Origin of the sequence: Zarconia navalis LEGE 11467 (assembly GCF_015207075.1) — a bacterium.
In the GTDB taxonomy this organism is placed as follows: domain Bacteria; phylum Cyanobacteriota; class Cyanobacteriia; order Cyanobacteriales; family Geitlerinemataceae; genus Zarconia; species Zarconia navalis.
Map to the genome: position 1 here is coordinate 1 of NZ_JADEXN010000176.1, position 9077 is coordinate 9077.

The window sequence follows — 9077 nt, forward strand, 5'->3', positions numbered from 1 at the left end:
GGGTGAAATACCGCTAATTTCGACGGTATCTCGGGCATTAATACGAATGGTTCCCGCACGAGCTGTTGCGGGAATACTAACATCTCCCAATTGCAGGTTATCGGCAGAAGCGGAAATCGTTGCCCCGTTGGTTAATACCAGCTTTTCCGTATTGATACTGATATCTCCAGCGAGTTCGCTTCCCCCGATCGTCCCAGCTAAAATGCTACTATCCTCAAAAATGGGGGTTGCTGGATCGATCGTTTGAAATTGCGGATCGAGAAGTTCAACGGATTCGGTGGCATTAATCGTAATATTACCAGCCCGACCGGAGTTGAGAGCATCGCTTCTGAGGAGTGCGCCGTTACGGACAATGAGGCGATCGGTATTGATGGTGAGGTTACCTGCCTGTTCTCCTCCTGCTGTTGTTGTAGAAAACACTGTAAAAAACGCTGGGTTATCTACGGGAGTGCCAATCAGCTCCATTGATTCTGTGGTGATTGTAATATCTCCACCTTGAGAAGCAAGAGTTGAAGAGGAGACGAAAGACTGGTTCTGCAGCAGCAAAGATGTGGCGTGAATGGTTATGTTTCCACTAGTGCCAGTACCAAAACTAACCGTTTGCATCGAAGATTGAGTGACCTCAGTTATCTCAGCATCGATACTTAAATTTCCCCCTCCACCCAGATCGAAGGGGGTAACCCAGATGGTTGACCCATCTTGCAGTATCAAATTATTAGTATCTAGCTCGATATCTCCAGTGTCTCCCGATCCAAAACTGAGGGTAAATAACCCACTCCGCAAATCCTGGGTGGGTTCAAATGCTTCGCTAAAGGTTTCTAACGTTAGGTTGACACGATTTTCAATGCCCATCAAAACGATAGATTCTGAGGTATTGACAGAAATATCTCCAGCAGTACCGTCCGCAAAAGTATTTGCTGCTACATATGACCCACCATTGAGGGCAAATTGCGACCCAGTAATAGCAATTCCCATACCATCTCGATTGCCAAAGGTATTAGAAACCACCGCAGAACCGTCGTTAAGTTGGATCTGCCGTCCTTGAAGCTGAATCTCACCTCCTCCCACACCACTGGTGTCGATGCGTGCAGCTTGGGAGAGTTGAATATCCTGGAAGCTCTCAACGAGATCGTAGTTTATCCCCAAACGGTTCGACTCGCGATCGAAATTCACTTGTGCCTCGCTACCAACTGCACCGATGGCCACATTTCCCCCGGTACTGGTCAGGAAACCGCCTTCTATTGCCACATTTCCCCCAATCAACGCCAGAGTATTATCGAGTTGCACTTGAAGTCCGACGGGAACAACATTCCCCATGGCATCGGTAACGGTTGTATTTGCTCGATTGACAATATTCCCTGGATTAGAGCCGAACTGCAAGCCAATGGGAACGTTGACCGTTAGTAAGGGGGGAGCATTGGGTTCGGTAGCGCTATAAAAGCTACCATCCTCGAAGTTGAGGCGGTCGGCAGTACTACCCACGAACGAACCACCAATATCGAGTCGGGCATTGGGGCCGAAGACGATGCCGTTGGGATTGAGGAGAAAGAGATTTGCCGTCCCGTTAGCGCGAATCAACCCATCGATGTCGGAGAGATTTCCTCCAGTCACGCGGGTGATGATGTTATCGATGGTCAAGGCATTGTTGAAGTATGCCTCGGTGCTGGTGGGTACGGAAAATTCTCGGAAGCTGTGGAATAAGTTGCTCCCTGTTGAAGTTCCGCCATCAATAACAATCGTATTGCCATCGGGGGTGACGATGGAGTTGTTGGGTAATGTGGTGTCTGGAGTAATTTGAGCAGTAGCAACAGTGGGCAATAGGCAACAGGCAACGGGTAATAGAAAGCAAGTTTGGCGCCAAGTCTTCGGCTGAATGGAGTTAGAGGGGAAACGAATCTCGATAGCGTTCTCGGTAATGGATGCTGGAATCATAAAAAATCAGGTCATCCGACAGTCTGGATTCCAGCATACAGCGTTGCGGCAACGGGTTCGCTATCCCACAGTAGCAGCCGCAGGAGTTTTGTTGGGAGTGCGCCGGCCGGTTACGACGAGTCGCAAGTTATCGGAGGGAGCAATGGTTAAACCTCGGCGAACGGGTCGTACGGGTCTGTCATCGGGTAACGCGAGTTCTAGGTTCTGGAGAATCGTTGAGATCGCTAATTTCATTTCATATTGTGCCAATGCCATGCCGATACAGCGTCGGTTGCCTCCGCCGAAAGGCAGATACTCGTAGGGGGAGTATTGCCGTTCTAAAAATCGTTCTGGTCTAAATTTTTTGGGATTAGGATAGAGATCTTCTCGATGATGGGTCAGATAGATACAAGGGGTGAGCATCGTTCCTGCATCAAACTGGTAATCTCCAATTTCCATAGATGATGTAGGAACACGAGAATATGCGATCGGCGTAACTGGATAAATTCGGAGAGTTTCCTGACATACTGCTGTCAGATAGGGCAATCGGAAGATAGCTTCTGGGTTGGGACGATCTCCCAAACTGCTAAGCTCGGTGCGCAACTTCTTCTTTACATCTGGTAACTTATGAATCCAATACAAAGCCCAAGCTAAAGATGTTGCTGTACTTTCATGACCTGCTAACAAGAGAGTAATCAGCTCATCCCGTAGCTCTTCATCAGTCATCCGTTCTCCATTTTCATCTTCTGCTGACATCAGTAGAGTTAGGATATCTGTACGTGTAGGATCTAGATTCTCTCGTCGTTCGCGAATTTCTGTATATAGCAAGTCATCTACTCTCTGTCGGCAACGAAGAAAATGACCCCATGGACTCCAAGCCCCCCAATCCTGTTGTAAGAAGCGAAGATACAGCGGACTAGATTTAATAGGAGAAGCTGTGATATTCAGCCATTCTTCTAGAGCTTGTTGCAATTGCCAAGAGCGTAATCCTTCATACAATCCAAATACAGCCTGCAAAATTACCCGCATGGTAATTACCTGAGTAGAAGACCGAACAGAAAAAGGTTGACCTATCTGCCATTGAGAAACTATCTGTTGTGTAATGTGACAAATGAGTTCTCCGTAAGCCACCATACGAGAACCATGAAACGGAGGCATCAGCAGCTTCCGCTTTCGCTTGTGGCGCTGGCTATTTGTTAGAAGTATAGAATTTTTTCCCACGACAATCGGTAAGCTCTCATTTGCAATTCCGACATCTGCGTCACACTGCTTTGCATTCGCCCGAAAAATCTCCTGAAGTGCTTTGGGATCGCCGATCAAAACCAGAGAGAATTTGCTGCCGAGTTGCGTTTGAAATATATCTCCATAGAGTTTTGCATTGGATTCCATAAAACCGATCGGATCGGCAATCCACTGAATTAGCTGCACGATCGGAGGAGTTTTGGGACCCTCTAAAATATTCATATTCTTCAATGACTCACTGAATTGCTATCTAGTTGTGATTTCTGTGTTGTCTTGTGGCTACGAGCCATACCCGATCGACCACAACAAAGTTAGAGCGCGGTATAGCTAAAGAAGCTGATTTAAAAAGCTAAAATCGTTTGTGTTTTCTTTGTATTTTTAAACTCTGACAGCTAATTTCAAATTTTGATGCTTTTTAAACTCTCTGCCAAGCACTAATTCCTGTCTCTTGAGCTTTTTGATAAATAAGCATCATGTATATCATGTCAAAAACCAAAACACCTAAATACATAAATCGGAGCAAAAAAGAAGTTTCAAAAACCAAAGATACTGAAGCGAATGCAGCTGTTGTTCCTAAGAACTTAGACAATGCAATATAGATAGATTGACCTCGTAAATCTCCTCGCTCAAAAAGCATCCATATAAACAAGGCTGACATCATCATATTGTCGCCAAAACCTGTATAATTCCCATACCAATCTTGAAATTCAACAGTGACAGAAAATACGGCAGCAAAGCTTATTACTCCGATAACACAAACAGTCATCCAAAACCAATCTTTTGGAATTTTATTGAATTCTTGTTTGCCAAACTTTATAAATTGATACAAAATAATAAGATCGATAAAAAACCACACAATATTTAAATAAACTTGAATTGTATCGTATGGATAAATAAAAGAAAAGATGATTTCCCAAGATAAATTCGTCAACAAAGCAACCATTGGCATTCCATAAGTTTGGTCTTTAAATCCTCGCCTGATAATCAGAATATAGGCAATAGCCCATAAAGTATCGCATAATCCTCCAAGAATTAAGCTCCAAATGTATTGAGTTTGTGAGTAGTCTGTGAATTCCATTACAAATTCTAAGGTGACTTAACTTAAAAAAGACTTATGTCGAAAAAAGTATTGTTTATCACTAATACTTAAGTCGTAATTAAAATATGCAAAAAAATTGAGTCGATCGAGTTTAGTCAAGAACTAAAATCTATTAGGGGAAAATTAAAATCGAGAAATAACTAAGCTAAAATGCTTTCACCCATGCCGATCGCCACTAAGCCGACAAACATACAAACCTTCATCAAATTGGCAATATTACTGTAGGTTTGAGTTGCAGGAGTGCCAATGAGCAAACCGATCGAAATACAAAGCGGCCAGCTTACTCCCAAGGTGAACAGCATCATATAAGGCATTCCGTAGTCTCCCCGGCAATAGGGAACCACCGAAGCGACCAGCAGCGCGATAATCAAAGCCGAAGAGAGTTTTGCCGCTACTCGATCGCCAAACAAGATGGGAAACGTTTTCAAATCCGCTCGGCGATCGCCCTCGATATCTTCTATATCCTTAATCAGCTCGCGAATAAACGAAAATCCGAAGGTGATAATTGCCGGAGTTAGCAACGCCATGGCATCACCAAACGCCGCACCGCTGAAAATAAATGTCATCCCCACGGTAAACGCCACTGCTGCATTCCCGACCAATGGCAGTCCTTTGAGGGAGGTGCTGTAGACGATCGCCACTGGTAGGACTGCACCCATCGCGATCGTCGTGGCAGCAGGCTCGAGCGCGATCGAAGCCACACTTCCTAAAATAAAAAGTGCGATCGAAATGTGAAGTGCCGATTTTTTGGTAAGCTGTAGCTTAGGAAGAGGACGATTGGGGCGATTAATCGTATCGATATCGAAGTCTACGTAGTCGTTGAATGCGTTAGATGCACCGACAAAGCTGACTACCACGACGATTGCTTCAATCAAAGTCTCGACATGGGGAAATTCGTCCATCATGTAAGCCGACATGAGAACCGTAAAGCATCCTAACAGGAGATTAACGGGTCGGCACAGATTAAGCAGACTCAGAAGATAATTCATGGGTCTCAATAGATGAAGTTTGTGTAGAAAGATCGGCTACCGGTCTCGTACTTCTACGTAAGTCTTTCTGCGTAAGTGGGTTCAAAGTAGCACAGACCCGACTGTGGGTCATCGGCAACTCCCTCTGCAGACGATCGCCCCCCAACCTATAGCTCAACACTATACATAGGTTTTAATCTCTGTCTCAAACACTATATCTATTCTTTAACCCCAGCGAGCGTGTATGGAGTGTGAATCGAGCATGCATAGAGAATGCATCTTGGTTCGATCTGAGTTCCATCGCAAGCTCGCTCGATGGCTATAAAAACATTAAGTTTTTTTTTAGCATCATGCTTAACGAACGAGATAAAATGATCTAATTAATTTTTAATAACTTTTTAACTGCATTAAAGTCTTAATATTTTCTTTATAACGTGATAAGTATGTTTACTTAAGTAAGCGTTGAGAAACTTTTTTTAGCAGTGATATACTCACCAAACTTGCAACAAAAACTAGCAAATCGAAGATCTTGGAACTGGAGAGGCTGGAACACTTGTTATGCAGTTGTCGAAGCGTCCTCTGAAGAGCCTCAAACTCCCTTGCTATTTCTGCATGGTTTCGGCGGTTCGATCGAGCATTGGCAGTACAACATCACCGCTCTAGGTAAGAATCGTCAGGCTTACGCACTGGATTTACTCGGCTTTGGAGAATCCGAGAAGCCCCCAGAAAACTACACCATGACCCTGTGGATCGAGCAAGTTTACGACTTTTGGCAACGATTTATCGATCGACCCGTTGTCTTGGTGGGTAACTCCATGGGTTCTGCACTCTCTCTGGTAGCCGCCCAAACTCATCCATCCATGGTTCGGGGCATCGCTTTGGTGGGTTTGCCCGATCTGGCATTACTCAACTGGGCGCGTCCGCAATGGATGCAATCGGTCACTTCAACGATGGAAGAGCAGCTTCTTTTGCCCTTAGTGCAACAAACTCTAGCAGTTCTTTTGCGACAACCTTCTGTTGTTCGCCAATGGGCCAAATATTTATGCGTCAACTGGGCACCCTTTACCGAAGAACTAGCTTTAAGTATTACCAAACCCACGCAAACACCTGAGTTTGAAAAAGCTTGGTCGAGCATCTTTTTAGCAATGACGCGTCCGAACTTCATGCCGAAATTAGAAGAACTTTTACCCAAAATCGAGATGCCGATTTTGTGGCTTGAAGGCGAACAGGATAGCGTATTCCCCCCAAACATCGACGATCGCATTTTCCGAGCTTGCCCGAATATCACCCGAATTCTCTTAGCAAATGCAGGTCATTACCTGCATTACGAACGATCGAGAGAAGTCAATCGAACCATCGAAAACTGGCTGGAATCTTGGGATAAAAATAGCTCGTCTCTTTCCGAGTCAGTCTTAAAAGCTGCCTGACTTTGAGTCAACTCGAAGCCGCTCGCTCGTTAGCCCACATTCTGCCGGTTGGAGAGTAGAGGAATGGTATTTTTGAGGCATGAAATTATTGCAGTTCGCGCCCTTTTCGTTACAAGTTTTGCGGATTCGGAAAGGGCACTTCGACAGGCTCAGTGACCAGGGAAAGGGCACTTCGACAGGCTCAGTGACCAGGGAATGGGGAATGGAAAAAGCCGGTTTCATCTATGGTGTAAATAAACTGATGACGAAGCGCTATAATCCTCACGTGGGGTTGAAAACCTAATGTCAACACAGCCTAGTCGATCGAAGCCCTCAAGTCTTGCAACATCTCCGTCACCTTTTGAGTTTCTGCTTGTGCGTAGCGAATCCCCTCCACCGTATCCGCAGCCTCCTGATTCAGTTCGTTCATCACCAAAACAATTTGTTCGATCGCTTCGAGTTGTTGCCCGGCATTGCCCGCCATTTCTCGAGCAGACAGCGTGATTTCATCCACGGCATCTTGAACCCGATCGAAGGTGGTGGCGGTTTTGCGAACGCTCTTCTCCCCATCCAGTGCTGTTTTCGTACCCGATCGAATCAGGCTCGCAGTTGCTTGAATGGCACTTTGAATATCTGTGACGATCGTATTAATCGTCCCAGCCGATTGTTGGCTTTGGGTAGACAGTTTGCGAATCTCTCGCGCCACCACCCCAAATTCTCGACCGGTTTCTCCCGCTCGCGATGCCTCGATATTGGCATTTAAAGCCAGTACGTTGGTTTGATTGGCGATGTCTTGAACTAATGTCGAAACTCGTCCGATGCGATCGGTTTGCTGGCTCAGTTGCTCGATATTTTCGGCCATGCGACTCACTTGCTCTTTGAGCGCCACCACACAAGTTTGAGTTTGCGCCACCGCTTGAGTTCCCCCATCGGCAAAAGCTAACACTTGAGTCGATCGATCGGCTGACTGCTCGGAATAATCCGAGGCTTGATGGGAAGAAGCTCTGAGTTGTTCGATGGCGGCTGTGGTTCGATCGACCGATCGCGCTTGCGCTCCAATACCTCGTTTCTGTTTTTCGACGGTGACCTGGATTTGGGATAGATAATCAGCAATACTGTTGAGCGTTTTGTGCATCACCTTCGCGACCCGATCGTTCATTCGATAGAAAACCAACAGCACAGCCATATTGACCAAAAGCACGACAAGACCCAAGCGAATGATACGGCGAACTTGTTGTTGAGAAAACTCTTGAGCGGCGAATGCGGTCTGATTGCAAGTATCCCAAAATCGTTCGCTCGCTTGTAAAAGTGGCTCTCGATTGCTGCGATCGGCTCGATATTCTTCAATAAGCTGCTTGAGTTCTTGCCAATCTCGATTTAGTTTTTGTAACGGTTCCCAGTAATCGGCGTTAGGAGATGTGGCAATATCTAAGTCTGAATTTCCTCCCGAGGTAATTGCATCTAAAATTAAATCCAATTCTTGAATCATATCATCGTGGGAAATATTCATTAATTCCAGCTTGCTCAGCCTTTGACTTTTTCCCCGAACCACACCAATATGATTTACAATTTTGACATTTTTTTGGGTTTTAACTAGCCCGAAATAAGCCACGCTGAATTCTATGAAAGAAATTAAAAGTACGCCGATAGAACAAGCGCGAATTTGTCTGAAAACACCCATTAAGTTAATTGAGTCAGATTAAGATTACGTTGAGGGAGCTAGCGCGATCGGTTAGCCTTCGAGTAATTTTAGTAACTCTACCTCTGAAAGTTGAGGAATTCCCAAGGTTTTGGCTTTTTCTAACTTCGAGCCGGCGGAATCTCCAGCGACTAAGTAGTTGGTTCTAGAACTTACCGAACTCGTGACTTTACCTCCGGCGGCCTCAATTCTAGCTTTAGCGTCCTCTCGTTTTAAACTCGGCAGGGTTCCGGTAATGACAAAGGTTTGACCGGCTAGCGGTAATGGGGTGGAAGGAGACGCGACAGAAGACTCGAGTTGCAAACCGCTCGATCGCAACCGAGCGATGAGGGTTTGATTTTCCGGTACTTGGAACCAAGCAACGATGGATTTGGCAATTTCCGATCCGATGCCGTAAATGGATTCGATATCCGACTCCGACGCACCAGAGAGCTTTTCTATCTTGGGAAACCGAGCAGCGATCGCGGCGGCATTGGTACTGCCGACATGGCGAATGCCCAAACCGTACAGCACCCGCGCCCAGGATTGCGTTTTGGACGCGGCGATCGCTCCAATGAGTTTTTCGGCAGACCTTTGTCCCATGCGGTCTAAGGCGGCAATTTGTTCGATGCTCAAATCGTACAAATCAGCGACCGACTGCACCAATCCCGCCTCGGTCAACTGTCTGGCAACCTTCTCCCCCAACCCATCGATATCCAACGCCGCACGGCTGCCCCAATGGGAAATCGCCCCGCGCACGATCGCCCCACAGG

At 46.0% G+C, this 9077-nt stretch carries 7 protein-coding genes; 1 reads left to right on the plus strand and 6 read right to left on the minus strand.

Annotation, left to right across the window (positions count from 1 at the left end; all coding sequences use genetic code 11):
* The 4 genes from IQ235_RS11010 to IQ235_RS11025 all read right to left on the minus strand — a co-directional run.
* Positions 1-1932 (minus strand): two-partner secretion domain-containing protein (locus tag IQ235_RS11010; protein WP_264321513.1); only part of this gene is annotated, 1932 nt, incomplete at its 3' end.
* 60 nt (positions 1933-1992) lie between these two features.
* On the minus strand, positions 1993-3375 hold the full coding sequence (locus tag IQ235_RS11015) for a cytochrome P450 (protein WP_264321514.1): 1383 nt from the start codon (positions 3373-3375) through the stop codon (positions 1993-1995).
* Between the two features lie 193 nt (positions 3376-3568).
* Positions 3569-4231: a transmembrane-type terpene cyclase gene (locus IQ235_RS11020; RefSeq protein ID WP_264321515.1), complete on the minus strand. Its 663-nt coding sequence runs from the start codon at positions 4229-4231 to the stop codon at positions 3569-3571.
* A 161-nt stretch (positions 4232-4392) separates the two neighbouring features.
* Complete coding sequence (locus IQ235_RS11025; RefSeq protein ID WP_264321516.1) at positions 4393-5241, minus strand: geranylgeranylglycerol-phosphate geranylgeranyltransferase; 849 nt, start codon at positions 5239-5241, stop codon at positions 4393-4395.
* A gap of 461 nt (positions 5242-5702) precedes the next feature.
* Here IQ235_RS11025 and IQ235_RS11030 point away from each other — a divergent pair, with 461 nt between their 5' ends.
* Positions 5703-6647, plus strand: a complete 945-nt coding sequence (locus tag IQ235_RS11030; protein ID WP_264321517.1) for an alpha/beta fold hydrolase — start codon at positions 5703-5705, stop codon at positions 6645-6647.
* 295 nt (positions 6648-6942) lie between these two features.
* Here the strand turns inward: IQ235_RS11030 and IQ235_RS11035 are convergent, their stop codons facing one another.
* Together IQ235_RS11035 and IQ235_RS11040 are read right to left on the minus strand one after the other, a co-directional pair.
* Positions 6943-8136, minus strand: a complete 1194-nt coding sequence (locus IQ235_RS11035; RefSeq protein WP_264321518.1) for a methyl-accepting chemotaxis protein — start codon at positions 8134-8136, stop codon at positions 6943-6945.
* A gap of 222 nt (positions 8137-8358) precedes the next feature.
* Positions 8359-9077 (minus strand): helix-hairpin-helix domain-containing protein (locus tag IQ235_RS11040; protein ID WP_264321519.1); only part of this gene is annotated, 719 nt, incomplete at its 5' end.

Excerpts from the sequence above, each read along its gene's own strand:
- IQ235_RS11015 (WP_264321514.1), bottom strand. The coding sequence starts at position 3,375 with ATGAATATTTTAGAGGGTCCCAAAACTCCTCCGATCGTGCAGCTAATT.
- IQ235_RS11020 (WP_264321515.1), bottom strand. The coding sequence starts at position 4,231 with ATGGAATTCACAGACTACTCACAAACTCAATACATTTGGAGCTTAATT.
- IQ235_RS11025 (WP_264321516.1), bottom strand. The coding sequence starts at position 5,241 with ATGAATTATCTTCTGAGTCTGCTTAATCTGTGCCGACCCGTTAATCTC.
- IQ235_RS11035 (WP_264321518.1), bottom strand. The coding sequence starts at position 8,136 with ATGAATATTTCCCACGATGATATGATTCAAGAATTGGATTTAATTTTA.